Annotated in this window: 17 protein-coding genes; 13 read left to right on the plus strand and 4 right to left on the minus strand. The window is 51.8% G+C overall.

What is annotated here, in order from left to right; all coding sequences use genetic code 11:
- Positions 1 to 49: 49 nt before the first annotated feature.
- Positions 50 to 856, plus strand: coding sequence for an adenosylmethionine decarboxylase (gene speD, locus AGRI_RS14405; protein ID WP_008985620.1), 807 nt, complete (start codon positions 50 to 52; stop codon positions 854 to 856).
- 57 nt (positions 857 to 913) lie between these two features.
- On the opposite strand, the gene AGRI_RS14410 is transcribed toward speD, so the two are convergent.
- Positions 914 to 1810: a phosphoribulokinase gene (locus AGRI_RS14410; RefSeq protein WP_008985621.1), complete on the minus strand. Its 897-nt coding sequence runs from the start codon at positions 1808 to 1810 to the stop codon at positions 914 to 916.
- Positions 1811 to 1946: 136 nt separating this feature from the next.
- Here AGRI_RS14410 and AGRI_RS14415 point away from each other — a divergent pair, with 136 nt between their 5' ends.
- Positions 1947 to 2339: an MAPEG family protein gene (locus AGRI_RS14415; protein WP_008985622.1), complete on the plus strand. Its 393-nt coding sequence runs from the start codon at positions 1947 to 1949 to the stop codon at positions 2337 to 2339.
- On the opposite strand, the gene AGRI_RS14420 is transcribed toward AGRI_RS14415, so the two are convergent.
- From AGRI_RS14420 to AGRI_RS14430, 3 genes are read right to left on the minus strand one after another with little or no spacing between them, the layout of a single operon-like run.
- On the minus strand, positions 2336 to 4111 hold the full coding sequence (locus tag AGRI_RS14420) for an ExeM/NucH family extracellular endonuclease (protein WP_008985623.1): 1776 nt from the start codon (positions 4109 to 4111) through the stop codon (positions 2336 to 2338). The genes AGRI_RS14415 and AGRI_RS14420 overlap by 4 nt on opposite strands.
- Positions 4112 to 4167: 56 nt before the next feature.
- Entirely contained in the window at positions 4168 to 5457 is a 1290-nt protein-coding gene (gene purD, locus AGRI_RS14425; protein WP_008985624.1) for a phosphoribosylamine--glycine ligase, read from the minus strand.
- 33 nt (positions 5458 to 5490) lie between these two features.
- The gene (locus tag AGRI_RS14430) at positions 5491 to 6333 is read right to left on the minus strand and encodes a class I SAM-dependent methyltransferase (protein ID WP_008985625.1); all 843 of its coding nucleotides are present in this window, start codon (positions 6331 to 6333) and stop codon (positions 5491 to 5493) included.
- Positions 6334 to 6503: 170 nt separating this feature from the next.
- Between AGRI_RS14430 and trmJ the strand changes: the two genes are divergently transcribed.
- From trmJ to rlmN, 11 genes are all read left to right on the plus strand, one after another.
- Positions 6504 to 7247: a tRNA (cytosine(32)/uridine(32)-2'-O)-methyltransferase TrmJ gene (trmJ, locus tag AGRI_RS14435; RefSeq protein ID WP_008985626.1), complete on the plus strand. Its 744-nt coding sequence runs from the start codon at positions 6504 to 6506 to the stop codon at positions 7245 to 7247.
- A 5-nt stretch (positions 7248 to 7252) separates the two neighbouring features.
- Positions 7253 to 8056 carry a serine O-acetyltransferase gene (gene cysE / locus AGRI_RS14440; RefSeq protein ID WP_008985627.1) on the plus strand — a complete coding sequence of 268 codons (804 nt, stop codon included), beginning with the start codon at positions 7253 to 7255 and terminating at the stop codon, positions 8054 to 8056.
- 83 nt (positions 8057 to 8139) lie between these two features.
- Positions 8140 to 8619 carry a Fe-S cluster assembly transcriptional regulator IscR gene (gene iscR, locus AGRI_RS14445; RefSeq protein WP_008608983.1) on the plus strand — a complete coding sequence of 160 codons (480 nt, stop codon included), beginning with the start codon at positions 8140 to 8142 and terminating at the stop codon, positions 8617 to 8619.
- A 19-nt stretch (positions 8620 to 8638) separates the two neighbouring features.
- Positions 8639 to 9853 carry an IscS subfamily cysteine desulfurase gene (locus AGRI_RS14450; RefSeq protein WP_008985628.1) on the plus strand — a complete coding sequence of 405 codons (1215 nt, stop codon included), beginning with the start codon at positions 8639 to 8641 and terminating at the stop codon, positions 9851 to 9853.
- A 27-nt stretch (positions 9854 to 9880) separates the two neighbouring features.
- Positions 9881 to 10264, plus strand: a complete 384-nt coding sequence (gene iscU / locus AGRI_RS14455) for a Fe-S cluster assembly scaffold IscU (protein WP_008985629.1) — start codon at positions 9881 to 9883, stop codon at positions 10262 to 10264.
- Positions 10265 to 10270: 6 nt separating this feature from the next.
- A complete protein-coding gene (iscA, locus tag AGRI_RS14460; RefSeq protein ID WP_008985630.1) occupies positions 10271 to 10594 on the plus strand; it encodes an iron-sulfur cluster assembly protein IscA in 324 nt (107 codons plus the stop codon).
- An 18-nt stretch (positions 10595 to 10612) separates the two neighbouring features.
- The gene (hscB, locus tag AGRI_RS14465; protein WP_008985631.1) at positions 10613 to 11137 is read left to right on the plus strand and encodes a co-chaperone HscB; all 525 of its coding nucleotides are present in this window, start codon (positions 10613 to 10615) and stop codon (positions 11135 to 11137) included.
- Between the two features lie 7 nt (positions 11138 to 11144).
- A complete protein-coding gene (gene hscA, locus AGRI_RS14470; RefSeq protein ID WP_008985632.1) occupies positions 11145 to 13001 on the plus strand; it encodes a Fe-S protein assembly chaperone HscA in 1857 nt (618 codons plus the stop codon).
- A 1-nt stretch (position 13002) separates the two neighbouring features.
- A complete protein-coding gene (fdx, locus tag AGRI_RS14475) occupies positions 13003 to 13341 on the plus strand; it encodes an ISC system 2Fe-2S type ferredoxin (RefSeq protein WP_008985633.1) in 339 nt (112 codons plus the stop codon).
- Positions 13342 to 13411: 70 nt separating this feature from the next.
- Positions 13412 to 13843, plus strand: coding sequence for a nucleoside-diphosphate kinase (ndk, locus tag AGRI_RS14480; protein ID WP_008950043.1), 432 nt, complete (start codon positions 13412 to 13414; stop codon positions 13841 to 13843).
- A 108-nt stretch (positions 13844 to 13951) separates the two neighbouring features.
- Positions 13952 to 15079 (plus strand): dual-specificity RNA methyltransferase RlmN, encoded by a 1128-nt coding sequence (gene rlmN, locus AGRI_RS14485; RefSeq protein ID WP_008985634.1) that lies wholly within the window; start codon positions 13952 to 13954, stop codon positions 15077 to 15079.
- Position 15080 lies beyond the last annotated feature (1 nt).

Here is a 15080-nt window from a genome sequence, read left to right on the forward strand (position 1 = left end):
TGAAAGTTAACTGCGGCGTCTGGTGCGTCGTTAGCGGAGAGCAAAGAAATTGGTTAAGCCTTTTGAAAAACTGAAACTACATGGTTTTAATAACCTGACCAAGAGTTTAAGTTTTAGTCTGTACGATATCTGTTATGCCAAAACCGAACAGCATCGGCAGGAATATATTGAATATATTGATGAGCAATACAATGCGGATCGCCTGACTGATATCCTGACTGAAGTGGTGGATATTATCGGCGCCAATATATTGAATATCGCCCGGCAGGACTATGATCCGCAAGGTGCCAGCGTCACCATTCTGGTTAGTGAAGAGCCGGTATTAATCGATCCGGATAATTCAGAAAACCCCGGGCCGCGGCCGGATGCCGTAGTGGCGCATCTGGATAAAAGTCATATTTGTGTTCATACCTACCCGGAAGTGCACCCGCATGATGGCATCTGTACTTTCCGCGCGGATATCGAAGTATCTACCTGCGGTATTATTTCACCATTAAAGGCGCTGAATTTTCTGATCCACAGTTTTGAATCGGATGTGGTGACAATTGACTATCGGGTACGGGGTTTTACCCGCGATGTCAGTGGTACTAAGCATTATATCGATCATCCGATTACCTCAATCCAGAACTTTATGGATGAAGACACGAAGAAAGCGTTCCAGATGATCGACGTTAACGTCTATCAGGAAAACCTGTTCCATACCAAGATGATGCTAAAAGAAGGGGATTTAAATAATTACCTGTTTGGTATGGGTACCGACTCGATGACGCCGGAAGAGCAGAAGCAAATCACGAAAAAAGTATTTCGTGAAATCAAAGAAATCTTTTACGGTCGTAATCTGCCTGAAGTGAAATAACGGTATTAGCTTACCGCCTGACAGCCAGCGTTATGCTGGCTGTTCTATTTTTAAGATTTAAATATTAAACAATGAGCCCTGGCCGCGGGCTTCCCGTCTTTTCTGCATCAGTGCTTCAATCAGTGGCGTTAGGATCAGCTCCATCGCCAGCCCCATCTTGCCTCCGGGCACGACCAAAGTGTTAACCCGCGACATAAAGGCACCGTCAATCATTTGCAGATAGTACGGGAAATCTACATGTTTGATACCGCGAAAACGGATCACCACAAAGCTTTCATCCAATGACGGGATGTCTTTGGCACTGAACGGGTTTGAGGTATCAACGGTGGGTACCCGCTGAAAGTTGATATGAGTGCGCGAGAACTGCGGTGTAATATGGTTAAAGTAATCTTCCATACTGCGTACTATGCTGGCTTGTACAGCTTCGCGGCTGTGGCCGCGTTCCGACGTATCGCGGATAATTTTCTGAATCCATTCCAGATTGACGATCGGCACCATACCAATCAGCAAGTCGACATGCTGGGCGACATTATGTTGTTCTGTCACTGCGGCGCCATGTAAGCCTTCGTAAAACAGCAGATCGGTATTTGGCCGCAGGTCTTGCCAGGGCGTAAAGGTACCCGGTAGTTGATTATAGGGCACGGCTTCGTCAAAGGTATGCAGGTAATGACGGATGCGGCCGGTGCCATTTTCCGCATAGCTGGCAAAGAAGTTTTCCAGCGCACCAAAATCATTGGCTTCAGCGCCAAAGTAGCTGATATGCCGTCCCTCTTCCTTTGCTTTGCGCACTGCCACATCCATTTCTGGCCGGCTGTAGCGGTGAAAACAATCGCCCTCAACAAAGGCGGCGTCGATGCCGAGGGTACGGAAAATATGTTTAAACGCATTACTGGTGGTGGTGGTGCCGGCACCGGAGGAACCGGTGACGGCAATAATTGGATTTTTGTGTGACATAAGGCATACCTTAAGCTGAACTGAAAAGTACCTTAGCGGATCCTGAGGTCATTACGCAACCTGCCTTTTTGTTGATCCGAAATAGCTGTGCCGAGTACAAGCTGGTATCACAGAGCGTCTAACAGGAGAAATTCGCATGTCTGGCATCTTATTGCCGCTATTGATTATTGCTTTTTTGCCTTACCTGGCCAAGCTACCTTTGGTTTGGGCAATGCAGCGGGCCGGTGGCTACAACAACCATTATCCGCGGCAGCAACAAAGCCAACTCACTGGTTTCGGTCAGCGCTGCACGGCAGCGCACTACAATAGCTTTGAAGCGCTGGCGTTCTTTAGTGTCGCAGTATTGATGGTGATCGCAGTGGGGCAGGTCAGTGACACCATGCAGTTGTTAGCCTGGAGCTTTGTCGCGTGTCGGGTGGCGTACTTATTTTGTTATTGGCTAGACTGGGCAACCGCGCGCAGCCTGATTTGGCTGGCCTCAATGGCCAGTGCCATCAGCCTGATGCTGCTGGCACTGGGGAGTATTTAAAAGCGGAAGGTCGCTAAGATCGGATCGTGATCAGAGGAACGATAGGGCAGCGGGGCAAATAATTGCTCTCGCTGACTGGCCGGTTTAAAGCGGGTGCTGTAATCCAGTAGGACTGGCTCATCGGCATTAATCGGCCAATGTGTAAAGCTCACCAGTTTTCCGGCCAGCGCCGGGGTGGTTAGCAGGTGGTCCAGCGAGCCACTCTGGCCGCGAAACACGAACGAGTAAGAGTCGGCTTTACCATCGTCCAGATACTGCCAGCCCTGCTGTTCAAACCAGCGGATCGGATCTTCCTGCCGGTAGGCATTAAAATCACCCATAATCACCTGATAGTCGGTATTCACACCGGTTGGCTGAGTTGCCAACCAGCTGTGCATTGCTGCCGCCGCTTCCAACCGGGCGGCATTCCAGCACGCCTGACCATCCCCCTGATCGCGTTGTAACAGATAATCGCTACTGCCGCGCCTTGGGCAGCTACCTTTGGATTTGAAATGATTAATGGTGACAGTTACCAGTTCGCCCGAGGCAGTATGACGGAAACTTTGTGCCAGAGGCGGGCGATGCAGACGGGTAAAGGGGGCTGCCGTTTGCGTTGCCGCCTGCCCTTCGGCGCTAACCCGACTTGGGCGATAAAAAATACCCACTTTAATATCGTCACCGCCCGGGGTTACCGGTGCGATCACTTGTTGGTAAGGTTCGCTACTGCGCGCATTAAGCGCCGCCAGCAAGGTCGCACTGGCACTGCCATCAGCATAGCCATTATTTTCCAGTTCTAACAAACCGATAATATCCGCATCCAACGCCAACAGGGCGGCCACCAGTTTCTCCTGTTGACGCTGCAGTTCAGTCGGATTACGGGCACCACGACGGGTTGGAAAGGCTTCAGCCTGGCCATGACCGGTAAAAAAGTTCAGCACATTGTAGCTCGCTATGCGTAGCTCATTGGTTGCTGTTTTTGCCGGCGCTTCAGGTCTGGGGTTGTTGCTAACAAAAGTCGGTTTGGCGGTAGGCAGCAAACGATAGCCGCGCTCATCCTGATGCAGAATACCTTCAATGTTTAACACCTGATCGCCCACTCTCAGCGTTTGATAAGCGCTAAGACTGGGATCCGGATAGGGCAGCGGATCAGGATTCTGGCGATAGCTGCCATCATCCAGCAAGATGCTCCGTCTGGTATAGTCCGCCGCCAGCTGCTGCGCCGCTGCACCGGGTGCTACCACCTGGGTCGGAACCATTAAGCGCTGATCGGCCAACATCAGCTCGCCATAGCGGCCAAGATTAAAACTGTCGGTCACGACCAGCGGTTGCTCGATCCGCAGCCACATCCCTTCGTAAGCTTCCCAGCTCAGCTCTGGCGGCAGCGGTAAGGTCAGCCTTACTGGCTTTGTTTCGCCGCTGCCACAGGTATCGAGCACTGTGGCATCGATCAGGCTGGTCAGCTGCTCAACCTCTGCCACCGTGCCGCTTAGTTGTAGGATTTGACCACTTTGATACTGTTGCGCGTTAGCTAAAGCAACAAAAATGGCCTCGGCGGTTAGCGGATCCTGATCCGGACTCAGGCTCTGTATCATCAGACCGGGCAGAGGACCATCGGCATATACCACGCCCAACACCATCCCCTGGATGGTTACTGTTTTGCCAAGCAGCGGGCTTTCTTCACCCTGGCCCTGAATTTGCGCAATACTGTGTGTTACTGACTGACAAGTCAGCGGTGCCTGTTGACAGCCAGCTGTTAAAGCGCCGGCAACGACAAGCCATAAAAATTTATACATATTGGATGTCCGATAAAAAAAGGTGCCGCAGCACCTTTTGCACCAATGTTTAAATGTTATTGCTGCTGTTCACGTGCCACAGCCCGATAACCAATGTCGGTGCGGTAATACAGCTGCTCCCAGCTAATCGCCGCCGCCAGTTTATAAGCCGCTTGTTGCGCGGCGGTGACAGTATCACCCAGCGCAGTCGCACACAGTACCCGGCCACCGTTCGTCAGCACCTGACCGTCTTTCAGTTCAGTACCGGCGTGGAATACTTTACCCGGCAAGGTCGCAGCTTGTTCCAGCCCGCTAATAACCTTGCCTTTAGCATAGGTATCCGGATAACCACCAGCGGCCAGAACCACACCCACTGCGGCCTGTGGATTGAAGTCAAGCTGCATTTGATCCAGTTTACCGTCCACCGCAGCCTGACACAGCGCCACCAGATCCGACTGCAGCCGCAGCATAATCGGCTGCGTTTCCGGATCGCCAAAGCGGCAGTTAAATTCGAGTACTTTTGCCGAGCCATCCGGCGCAATCATCAGACCGGCATACAGGAAGCCGGTAAACACATTACCCTCGGCGGCCATACCGCGGACGGTCGGATAAATCACCTGTTGCATTACCCAGTCGTGTACTTGGGGGGTAACCACTGGTGCCGGCGAGTACGCGCCCATACCACCGGTATTCGGCCCTTTGTCAGCATTATCACGGGCCTTATGATCCTGTGACGAGGCGAAGGCCAGCGCATGTTGACCATCAACCATCACGATAAAGGACGCTTCTTCACCGGTCAGGAATTCTTCAATCACTACGCGGCTGCCGGCATCACCAAATTTATTGCCACTGAGCATATCGTCGATCGCGGCAAAGGCTTCGGCTTCCGTTTGGGCGATAATCACACCTTTGCCTGCGGCCAGACCATCGGCTTTAATTACGATAGGCGTGCCTAAACGGCGCACATAGTCTTTTGCAGCGCTAATGTCAGTAAAGTTCTGGTAAGCGGCGGTTGGGATCTGATGCCGGGCTAAAAAGTCCTTCGCAAAAGCTTTGGAGCTTTCCAACTGCGCGGCTGCCTGAGTTGGGCCGAAAATCGCCAGTCCGGCGGCACGGAATTTATCCACCACACCTTTTGCCAGCGGCGCTTCCGGACCAACGATAGTTAGCGCGATCTGCTCTTGCTGAGCAAAGGCCAGCAAGGCATCAACATCATCTGCGGCAATGGCCACATTATGTAAATTGCTTTCCAGTGCCGTACCAGCATTCCCCGGTGCTACAAACACCTGAGTGACCAGCGGCGATTGCGCCGCTTTCCAGGCCAGAGCATGTTCGCGACCACCACCACCTATTACCATTACTTTCATCAGTTTTTCCGTTTTTAGTCAGGACGCCCGACATCAGGGCGTAGCAGGTTTCCGAAACTTCAGGGTCATGCGGTCACTTTCACCGATGGCCAAATATTTTTCCCGATCCTGATCACCCAGTCGCAGACTAGGCGGCAAGGTCCAGACCCCGTTAGGGTGATCTGCCGTATCTTTAGGGTTCGCATTAATCTCACTGCGCGCTTCCAGCGTAAAGCCAGCCTGTTCTGCCAGTTTAATGGTCAGACTTTCCGGCATATAGCCGCTGCGGGTCCAGTCGCTGTCAAGCTTACTTTCAGGTAAACGGTGTTCGACGATACCGAGCACACCACCAGGCTTTAAAGCGGTATAAAAATGGGCAAAGGCGGTCAACATCGCTTCTTCACCGCCGGCAATATACCAGTTGTGCAGGTTGCGGAAAGTCAGCACCACATCTGCGCTGCCAGCAGGCGCAATTTCTACGCCGGGACGGGGAGCGAACTCGGTGACCCTAACTTTGCTGTAGGCTGGATCGGTGGCCAGCTTTTCAATAAAGGCCTGCCGGCTACGTTGGCCATAACCTTCTGCGCTGGCCGGGAAATGGGCAGCGTAATAAATACCCTCTTCCGCCAGCAGCGGGGCCAGAATTTCGGTATACCAGCCGGCACCCGGGGAAATTTCTACCACCGTGGCTTGCGGCGTTATCTCAAAAAACTGCAGTGTCGGCAGCGGATTGCGATATTGGTCGCGCGCAACATTAGCGGCAGAGCGCAAAGGGTTGTTATTGACGGCCTGTTCAATGCTGGCTGCGGGGGTGGTTGCAACCACTGCAGATGACAGTAACAGGCTGCTTAACAGCAGGGTAGGACGACTCAGAACACGGCTCAGTTGGGTTAACATCAACAGCTCCTTCTAAAAGTGGCGATAGTTTAGCAAAGCAGCCGTCGAAATGCAGCGGCTTTTGGCAATGGCTTACTTCTGACGATTTGGGTGGCTAGACTGCTAAATTTCAATCTACAATACCCAATGGCTATGTTAGAATAGCCGACCTTTTTAGTGCAGGTTGTCCTATGTTAGATCAGATTAAAGTCGTATTAGTTGGCACCACGCATACGGGTAATATCGGTTCAGTGGCGCGAGCCATGAAAACCATGGGCTTATCGCAACTGTGTCTGGTAGCACCAAAGACGGCACCGGATGGGCAGGCTTATGCGTTGGCGGCCGGTGCCAGTGAAATTCTGGCTGCAGCCAAAACCTTTGACACCCTTGAACAAGCCATTGCTGATTGTGCGCTGGTGATAGGCAGCAGCGCCCGCTCCCGTACCCTAAGCTGGCCGATGTTATCCAGCCGCGAATGCGGTATCAAAGCCGTGCAGCAAGCTGCGACAGCACCGGTGGCGCTGGTATTTGGCCGCGAAAGTAATGGTTTGAGTAACGAAGAATTACAGCTGTGTAACTACCATGTTTGTATCGAGGCCAATCCGGAATACAGCTCACTGAATCTGGCGATGGCGGTACAGATTTTTTGTTACGAAGTACGCATGGCGTATTTAGCTTCGCAGCAACAGACGCAGGAAAGTGATCTCGCGGTTTATCCGACGTCGCTACAAATGGAAAACTTTTTTCAGCATTTGGAAACGGCGCTGACGCATACCGGCTTTATTATCAAGCAACATCCAGGTGTAGTGATGACCAAGTTGCGTCGCTTGTTTACCCGGGCGCGGCCGGAGGAAGCCGAATACAATATTTTACGCGGTATCCTGACCTCGATGTTGCGGTTGGAAAAAGTGGATCAGACTACTCACAAGGAGTAATTGGCATGTTTTCCGGTATCAAAGAAGATATTCGCAGTGTATTTGATCGCGATCCGGCGGCGCGCAGTACTTTTGAGGTATTAACTACCTATCCGGGTTTACATGCCATCTGGCTACACCGGCTGAGTCATAAATTATGGCGGGCGAATTGGAAATGGCTGGCGCGCTGGTTAAGTACTATTGGCCGCTGGTTAACGGGCGTTGAAATCCATCCCGGCGCGCGGATTGGCCGGCGTTTTTTTATCGATCATGGTATGGGTGTAGTGATCGGGGAAACGGCAGAAATTGGCGATGACTGTACCCTGTATCATGGCGTGACACTAGGCGGTACCAGTTGGAGCCCTGGCAAGCGCCATCCGACCCTGGGGAAAGGTGTAGTGATTGGCGCCGGCGCCAAGGTGTTGGGGCCCTTATATGTTGGTGAAAATGCCCGTATCGGTTCGAATGCCGTGGTGGTAAAAGATGTGCCGGCGGGTTGTACTGTGGTCGGTATTCCGGGGCGGATTGTTGCCAAGACGGACGCTGAAACCTCAGCGCAGCGGCAACAACTGGCGAAGAAGTTTGGCTTTGATGCTTATGCGGTGTCGGCAGATAACCCGGATCCGGTGGCTAATGCGATTGGAAGTTTATTGGATCATATCCATTTTCTGGATAACAAGGTTACCGAGCTGTGCCAGAGCGTCAATCAGCTGGGGGGGAATGTCTGTTCTGAGCTGCCGCAAGTGAAGATTGACGAAGCCGAATTTAAACTGGCCGAACAACGTGCCGCCGAGCAGCGGCGTAAAGAAGATGAAACTAGCGGCGCTTAATACCTGACTGTTTTAGTCGGGTTTATACTTGACTAAAATAGTCAGGAATGTACAATAGCAGCATTCTGCAACAGGAGTTGACTATGCGTTTAACCTCCAAAGGCCGTTATGCTGTTACCGCCATGCTGGACGTGGCTTTGCACGCTGTCAAAGGCCCAGTACCGCTAGCTGATATCTCTGAGCGGCAAGGTATTTCATTGTCTTACCTTGAGCAATTATTTGCCCGTTTACGTAAGCAGGGCCTGGTCAGTAGTGTGCGAGGCCCGGGCGGGGGCTATCAGTTAGGTCTGCCGGCGGCGGCAATTTCTGTTTCTGCAGTGATTGCGGCGGTAGATGAGTCAGTTGATGCCACCCGCTGTCAGGGCAAGTCAGATTGTCATGGCGGTGCCCGTTGTCTGACCCACACCCTGTGGAGCAATCTAAGTCATCGAATTGAAGACTTCCTGACCAATATCAGCCTTGAAGAGCTGGTCAATCAGGAAGAAGTGCGGCAAACCGCTTTGCAACAAAGCCGTAAAGTAAAGAATCCGGCAACTGATATCGAAGTCAGCTGTCAGCTGTAAGCGCAACACGGAGCCAACAATGAAGCTACCCATTTATTTAGACTATGCTGCGACTACCCCGGTTGATCCGCGGGTTGCTGAGAAAATGATGCAATTCCTGACAATGGATGGCCAGTTTGGTAATCCGGCGTCACGTTCTCATCGTTTTGGCTGGCAAGCTGAAGAAGCGGTAGAAATTGCCCGCAGTCAAATTGCGGAGCTGGTCAATGCCGACCCGCGCGAAATCGTTTTTACCTCAGGCGCGACCGAGTCGAATAACCTGGCGATTAAAGGCGCTGCCGAGTTCTACCATAAAAAAGGTAAACACCTGATCACCGTCAAAACCGAACACAAAGCGGTGTTAGATACTATGCGCCAGTTAGAGCGTGACGGCTTTGAAGTGACTTATCTGGACGTGGAAGCCAATGGTCTGGTTGATCTGGCTAAATTAGAACAAGCCATGCGCCCGGATACCACTGTCGTCAGCATTATGATGGTGAATAACGAAATTGGCGTGGTGCAGGATGTTGCGGCAATAGGTGAACTGTGTCGCAGTAAAGGTATTATTTTCCATGTTGATGCCGCTCAGGCCACCGGCAAGGTTGAGATTGACCTGCAACAGCTGAAAGTCGATTTAATGTCGTTCTCTGGTCATAAAACCTATGGCCCTAAAGGTATTGGCGCTCTGTTCGTGCGTCGTAAGCCTCGGATTCGTTTAGAAGCACAAACCCATGGTGGTGGTCATGAGCGCGGTATGCGTTCAGGCACCCTGGCGACACACCAAATCGTTGCGATGGGTGAAGCCTTCCGCCTGGCCAAAGAAGAAATGGCCGCAGAGCAGCAGCGGATCACCGCACTGCGTGACCGCTTGTGGAACGGCATTAAAGATATTGAACAGGTATTTTTAAACGGTGATGCCCAAGCTCGGGTACCGAATATTACTAACGTTAGCTTTAACTATGTTGAAGGTGAGTCGCTGATTATGGCGCTAAAAGATATCGCCGTGTCTTCAGGTTCAGCCTGTACCTCTGCCAGCTTAGAGCCATCTTATGTGCTGCGGGCTCTGGGGCTGTCAGATGAATTGGCACACAGTTCAATTCGTTTTAGTATCGGCCGTTTTACTACTGAAGAGCAGATTGACCACACCATTAAAATTGTACATGAAGCTATCGCCAAGCTGCGCGAAATGTCGCCGCTGTGGGATATGTACAAAGACGGTATTGATTTAAACACTGTAGCCTGGGTCGCGCACTAAGCGCACACCAGCAAAGAGGTAATTATCATGGCATACAGTAACAAAGTAATTGATCACTACGAAAACCCGCGTAACGTTGGTTCTTTCGCTAAAGATGATCCCAGTGTTGCCACCGGTATGGTCGGCGCGCCTGCTTGCGGTGACGTAATGAAGCTGCAAATTAAGGTTAATGAACAAGGCATCATTGAAGATGCCAAGTTTAAAACCTATGGTTGTGGCAGTGCTATTGCCTCCAGTTCACTGGTAACCGAATGGGTTAAAGGTAAGACACTGGACGAAGCCCAGCAGATCAAAAACACCGACATTGCGCAGGAACTGGCGTTGCCGCCGGTAAAAATTCACTGCTCAATCCTGGCTGAAGATGCCATCAAAGCTGCAATCGCTGATTACAAACAGAAGCGCGGAGGCTAAGGCCAGATGGCGATTTCTATGACAGCGGCGGCAGCTGAGCGGGTCAGTAGTTTTCTACAGAACCGTGGCAAGGGGGTCGGATTACGGGTTGGCGTAAAAACTACCGGTTGTTCTGGTTTGGCCTATGTGCTGGAATTTGTCGATGAGCTGAACGAAGATGACCAGGTGTTTGAAGATCACGGCTTAAAGCTGGTGGTGGATGGCAAAAGTCTGGTCTATATCGACGGTACTCAGCTGGATTTCGTTAAAGAAGGTCTGAACGAAGGCTTCAAATTTAACAACCCGAATGTTAACGGCGAGTGCGGTTGCGGCGAAAGCTTCACGGTATAAGTCAGGCACTGAGGCACGATGAACTATTTTCAGTTGTTTGATCTGCCAGAACAGTTTGAACTGGATCTGGCAGAGCTGGGCTCGCGCTATCTGGCACTGCAAAAGCGGTTTCATCCGGATAACTTTGCCGCCGGTTCAGAGCGGGATCGGCTGCTTGCCGTGCAGCAAACCGCCAATATTAACGATGCTTATCACAGCCTGAAACACCCGCTGCTCCGCGCTGAGCACATGCTGGCGCTGCGCGGTATTAAGCTCAGTAACGAACAACGCAGCTTTACCGATCCAGAGTTTTTAATGCAACAAATGGAATTGCGTGAGCAGTTGGCTGAATTATCGGCCGAGCCGGATCCCGAGCAGGCACTGTTTGCAATCGAACAGCAGTTACAGCAACAACGCAAAGCCTTACTCAAAGACTTACATCAGGCTCTGGCTGCTACTACGGCAGAGCAGGATCAGCTGGCAGCAGAACTGGTACGTAAGCTAAAATTCTTCTACAAACTGCAGCAAGAGCTGGAGTTAATCGAACAGCAACTACAAGACTGAATTCATTATGGCGTTATTACAAATTGCCGAGCCGGGCCAGAGCGCGGCGCCGCATCAACATAAATTGGCTGCCGGTATTGATCTGGGCACCACCAACTCGCTGGTGGCGACAGTCCGCAGTGGCGAAGCCAAAGTACTGCTGAATCAGGCGGGTGAGGCGATGGTACCCTCAGTGGTGCAATATGGTGCAGCGCAGGTTGTGGTGGGCTCCGCAGCCGTCGCGGCCGCCGTCAGTGATCCGGAAAATACCATAGTGTCGGTAAAGCGTCTGATGGGCAAAGGCTATCAGGAAACGCTGGCGCTGAACGAAAAATTACCCTATCAGCTGATTGAACAAAGCGGCTTGGTAGCGATTGAAACGGCTGCCGGCGTGAAAAACCCGGTGGAAGTCTCTGCAGAAATTCTGGCTACCCTGGCTAATACCGCCAGTCAAACCCTCGGCGGTGAGCTTAATGGTGTCGTTATTACGGTGCCAGCCTATTTTGATGATGCCCAGCGTCAGGCTACCAAAGATGCCGCCAAACTGGCCGGTCTTAATGTGTTGCGCTTGTTAAACGAGCCGACGGCAGCGGCGCTGGCTTATGGCCTCGATTCTGGGCAGGAAGGCATTATCGCCGTTTATGATCTGGGCGGTGGTACCTTTGATATTTCAATTCTACGCTTACGGCGTGGCGTGTTTGAAGTGCTGGCAACCGGCGGCGATTCGGCACTGGGCGGTGATGATTTTGATCAGGCGCTGGTGAATTTTTTGCAGCAGCAACATGACCAGCACAGCCTGTCGGCCAGTGCCCGCCGGCAATATCAGCAACAAGCCAAAGCCATTAAAGAGCGGCTGACAGACAGCGAGATCACCGATTACAGCTTTAGTGCTGACGGCCAGCAGCTAAGTGGCAATGTAAGCCGCCAGCAATTCGAAGATTTGATTAGCCCGCTGGTTAAGCAAACCATCCGTGCTTGCCGCCAGAGTTTACGCGATGCCGGTTTAACTACCGATGAGGTGTTAAAAGTGGTAATGGTCGGTGGTTCAACCCGGGTGCCCCTGGTACGTCAACAAGTGGCAGCTTTTTTTGGTACTGAGCCATTAACCTCCATTGATCCGGATCAGGTCGTTGCTATTGGCGCGGCGATTCAGGCCAATGTACTGGTTGGCAATAAGGCCGATAATGAAACCCTGCTGCTGGATGTGATCCCGCTGTCGCTGGGCATTGAAACCATGGGTGGCCTGACCGAAAAAATTATCCCGCGTAATACCGTGATCCCGGTGGCGCGGGCGCAGGAATTTACCACCTTTAAAGATGGTCAGACGGCGATGGCGATCCATGTGGTACAGGGCGAGCGTGAGCTGGTCGAAGATTGCCGTTCACTGGCCCGCTTTGAACTGCGCGGTATTCCGCCGATGCCGGCTGGCGGTGCCCATATCCGCGTCACGTTCCAGGTCGATGCCGATGGTTTGCTTAGCGTCAGTGCGATGGAAAAATCCACCGGCGTGCAGGCCAATATTCAGGTGAAGCCTTCTTATGGCCTGACTGATGATCAGGTGGCGCAGATGATTAGTGGCTCGATGCAATATGCACGGCAGGATATGCAGCAGCGCTTATTGCGTGAGCAGCAAGTCGAAGCGGAGCGGGTGCTGGAAGCGGTCAGTGCCGCGCTGGCCACTGATGCCTCACTACTGAACGAACATGAATTAACCACCATCCGCGAGGCACTACGCCAGCTAGCGGAGCTGAAACAGCAAGGCGATACGGCAGCCATTAAAGCCGCGATCGAACACACTAACCAATTAACCGATGATTTTGCGGCACGACGGATGGATAAATCGATCCGGCTGGCGCTGCAGGGTCATAAAGTCGACGAGGTCTAACATGCCCCAAATCGTATTTTTACCCCATCCAGAGTTGTGCCCTAAAGGGGCGGCACTTGAAGCCAAAAGCGGTGAGACGGTATTGGATGTGGCGTTGAAAAACGGTATCGCGATTGAGCATGCCTGCGAAAAATCCTGTGCTTGTACCACCTGTCATGTGATCGTGCGCGAGGGCTTTTACTCGCTAAATCCGAGTGACGAGCTGGAGGATGATATGCTGGACAAAGCCTGGGGTTTAGAGCCGGAATCACGTTTAGGCTGTCAGGCTATTATTGCCGATGAAGATCTGGTAGTCGAAATTCCAAAATATACCGTCAATATGGTTAGCGAAGGGCATTAGGTTTTTTTTCGATTTTAGCGTATACTTTGCCGCCCAAAATTTTAACCCTTTAGACTAACAGGAGCCTGACATGGCCTTAGAACGTACTTTCTCTATCGTGAAGCCGGATGCCGTAGCGAAGAATCTGATCGGCGCAATTTACAGCCGCTTTGAAGCCGCTGGCCTGCGCATTGTTGCTGCCAAGATGTTACACTTAAGCCGGGAACAGGCTGAAGGTTTCTACGCTGAGCACAAAGAGCGTCCATTCTTCAACGCGCTGGTATCTTTTATGACGTCTGGCCCGGTAATGGTACAGGTATTAGAAGGTGAAGACGCTGTACGTAAGAACCGTGAAATCATGGGTGCCACTAACCCGAAAGATGCTTTAGCCGGTACTTTACGTGCGGATTTCGCTGCCAGCATCGATGAGAATGCGGTACACGGTTCAGACGCTGCGGCTTCTGCAGCCCGTGAAATTGCCTACTTCTTCACTGACGCTGAGCTGTGCAGCCGTACCCGTTAATCCGGTAGCTGTCTGCAAAGAGACTAAGGGGGCAGCAGCCCCCTTAGTGCATTAAGCACTGCAGGAAGAAAGTTTTTTGTTGATATTGGTTAGCTGGAGTTTACTGGCATGAGCAACACCCCCGAAGTCGTCAATTTGCTGGACCTGACCCGGTCGCAAATGCAAGAGTTCTTTGTCAGTCTTGGCGAAAAGCCATTCCGCGCTGATCAGGTGATGAAGTGGATTTATCACTTCTGTGTCGATGATTTCGACAAAATGACCAATATCAACAAAAAACTCCGCGATCTGTTAAAGGCACGCTGCGTGATTAAAGCGCCGGTCGTGGCCACCCGTCAGGACAGTGCTGATGGCACCATCAAGTTTGTGATGGCGCTGGAAGGCGGTCAGGAGGTGGAAACCGTCTGGATCCCGGAAAAAGATCGTCGTACCCTTTGTGTGTCGTCGCAGGTGGGTTGTGCGCTGGACTGTTCCTTCTGCTCCACGGCGCAGCAAGGCTTTAACCGTAACCTCAGTGTTTCAGAAATCATTGGTCAGGTGTGGCGGGTATCACAGATTATCGGCAGTTTTGGTGATACCGGTGAAAAACCGGTCACTAACGTGGTGATGATGGGCATGGGTGAACCTCTGCTCAATCTGAACAACGTGGTGCCGGCGATGGAACTGATGATGGAAGACTTCGGCTTTGGCTTATCCAAGCGTCGGGTCACGCTCAGTACCTCAGGTGTAGTACCTGCCCTGGATTTACTGCGTGAAAAGATTGATGTGGCCTTAGCGATCTCGTTGCACGCGCCGAATAATGCGCTGCGCGACGAGCTGGTGCCGGTAAACAAAAAATACCCAATGGAAGAATTTCTGGCGGCCTCGCGGCGTTATATTGAGCATTCTAAGGCCAATGATAAGGTCACGGTGGAATATGTGATGCTGGAAGGCATCAATGACAGCACTGATCAGGCGCATGAACTCGCTAAAGCATTGAAAGATACGCCATCTAAGATTAATCTTATTCCATTCAATCCGTATCCGGGTTCGCCGTATAAGCGCTCCAGCAATTCACGGATTGATCGCTTTAACAAGGTCTTACAAGAACACGGTTTTACTGTTATGGTACGTAAAACCCGCGGTGATGATATCGACGCCGCCTGCGGACAGCTGGTGGGCGATGTGATCGACCGGACGAAACGTTTACTGAAAAAGCAGCAAAAAGGCGAGAACATAGCGGTAAAAGTGCTGCAATAAC

This window comes from Alishewanella agri BL06 (assembly GCF_000272005.1).
Classification (GTDB): Bacteria; Pseudomonadota; Gammaproteobacteria; order Enterobacterales; family Alteromonadaceae; genus Alishewanella; species Alishewanella agri.